This is a genomic window from Chitiniphilus eburneus (assembly GCF_005048205.1).
Taxonomy (GTDB): Bacteria; Pseudomonadota; Gammaproteobacteria; order Burkholderiales; family Chitinibacteraceae; genus Chitiniphilus; species Chitiniphilus eburneus.
Genome location: NZ_SUMF01000076.1, coordinates 1 through 1,700, shown reverse-complemented (window position 1 = coordinate 1,700; position 1,700 = coordinate 1). Strand labels below are relative to the sequence as shown.

General features: G+C 68.5%; 3 protein-coding genes. All 3 read right to left on the bottom strand.

Annotated elements, in window-relative coordinates; genetic code table 11:
• Window positions 1–2: 2 nt before the first annotated feature.
• From FAZ21_RS20020 to FAZ21_RS20010, 3 genes are read right to left on the bottom strand one after another with little or no spacing between them, the layout of a single operon-like run.
• A complete protein-coding gene (locus tag FAZ21_RS20020; protein WP_136775190.1) occupies window positions 3–521 on the bottom strand; it encodes a hypothetical protein in 519 nt (172 codons plus the stop codon).
• 2 nt (window positions 522–523) lie between these two features.
• Window positions 524–1,003 carry a hypothetical protein gene (locus tag FAZ21_RS20015; protein WP_136775189.1) on the bottom strand — a complete coding sequence of 160 codons (480 nt, stop codon included), beginning with the start codon at window positions 1,001–1,003 and terminating at the stop codon, window positions 524–526.
• Window positions 1,000–1,602, bottom strand: coding sequence for a hypothetical protein (locus tag FAZ21_RS20010; RefSeq protein WP_136775188.1), 603 nt, complete (start codon window positions 1,600–1,602; stop codon window positions 1,000–1,002). The genes FAZ21_RS20015 and FAZ21_RS20010 overlap by 4 nt, the downstream gene beginning before the upstream one ends.
• Window positions 1,603–1,700 lie beyond the last annotated feature (98 nt).

Below are 1,700 nucleotides of genomic sequence, written 5' to 3'. Positions count from 1 at the left end.
CATCACAGCACCACGTAGCCGGCGTCGTCGGTCACCAGTTCGGTCGCCGATTTGGCGACCCCCAGGTACTGGCTCACCTTGCTGGCATTGGCTGGGTCGGTTTCATCCAGCGCCGTGGCCACCACCCCGCCGGCCGTGCCCAGGTAGTAGCGCGCGCCGAGGGTCAGCCCGGTCAGCACGCTATTGGTCCCGTCGAGGGGGTACACCGTCGCCTGCGCGCCGCTGGCCACCGCCGCGGTCACATAGCCATCGGCCGCCCGGCCGTTACCGCTGTCGGCCAGGCGCACCGAGAACACGCCGGTGGCATCGTGGAACTGCACGAACTTGCCAGCGCCCAGCGCTTCGGAGGCCGGCGCGAGGGTGGTATTGGCGCCAATGCCGTTGGGCATCAGGCTCCCGTCGAGCTTGCCGGTGCTGTCCAGCGCGATGATCTTGCCGGCATCAGCGACACCCGCCGAGCTGGTGGCCGCTTCGACCAGTTTGCGCACGCCGTTCACCAGCGTCATGAATCGTTGGCCCATCACTACACCTCCAGAGAAACAGGGTCGGAAACATCCAGAATCAGGCGGGTGGCGGATACCGCCGCGCCCACCCGCACATCGAAGCCATCGGCGGGCGGCGTCTGCGTCAGCGTGCCGGCCGCGCCCAGCCACACCGGGCCAGGCGTCCACCACCACCCGGCGTCGTCAATCGCGCCGGAGCGCTGCACGTCCACCTCGCTTCCCGCATCGCCAGCGGTCAGCGTCAGCCCCAGCAACTGCCCGACGTGCGCGCCATCGCGGTAATCGAGGGCGAACACTTCGCCGGCCTGTTCGTACACCACGCGCAGCGCACTGAGGGTTTCGCCGCGGCAGCGGGTGAATGCCGATCCACCCGCCGGGCCGATGGGCCCGATGGGGCCAGTCGGGCCCACCCTCGCCTCGGTCAGCAGCACGCTCGCCTGCTGTTGCGCGGTAACGAGCTGCACCGGATCGCGCACGATCACCACCTGAACCTCGTTCATGTGGTCACCTCATCGCCCACGCGCACATTCCCCTCGGCCAGCAAGGTGACCGTGCCGTCGGCACTTTCGATTTCCAGGTCGTAGACCCCGCGCTTCCAGGCCAGCGCAGCGGTGTCGCTGGCGCTGATGGACAGGGTGATGGTCTTGGCGATGTCGTCGAGCACGATGCCGCCATTGCCGGTGTTCAGTTCCAGCAAGACCGAGCCACCCACCCGATCCTTGATCGCCATGCGGGCGACGCAGCCGGCCAGTGGTGCGGGGGTGTAGGCGCGTAGGTAACCAGTGCTGCGCAACGTCCAGCCGGCGGAGTTCACACCATCGAATTCGAGCGTGTCGGCATCCAGCACGGTGGCCGCGCGATAGTCGGCCGCGCTCGGCGGATCCTGTGTCGCGTTAAGGCCCTTCAGTTCGGGCAGCGACACCACGGCCACATACCAGCCATCCGGCAGGCCATGGCCAGGCACGGTGAGCCGCGCGGGCGGGGTGGCGGCCAGACCGCTGACGGGCAGGAACAGCACCGGCTCGGACGCCCATTGCAGCACGCGTCGAAAGGTTGCGCCCCGACGGATGCGCAGGTCGAAGTCATGGCACATGGTCATCACCAGAGCTGGTTGCGGTGTGGCGTGTTGGCGGTTTGCGCCCGGCGCAGCCTGGCACCTGGCGATGGGCCGAAGTGGCGCTCGAAGCGCGCCTCGGC

Excerpts from the sequence above, each read along its gene's own strand:
- FAZ21_RS20020 (WP_136775190.1), bottom strand. The coding sequence starts at position 521 with ATGGGCCAACGATTCATGACGCTGGTGAACGGCGTGCGCAAACTGGTC.
- FAZ21_RS20015 (WP_136775189.1), bottom strand. The coding sequence starts at position 1,003 with ATGAACGAGGTTCAGGTGGTGATCGTGCGCGATCCGGTGCAGCTCGTT.
- FAZ21_RS20010 (WP_136775188.1), bottom strand. The coding sequence starts at position 1,602 with ATGACCATGTGCCATGACTTCGACCTGCGCATCCGTCGGGGCGCAACC.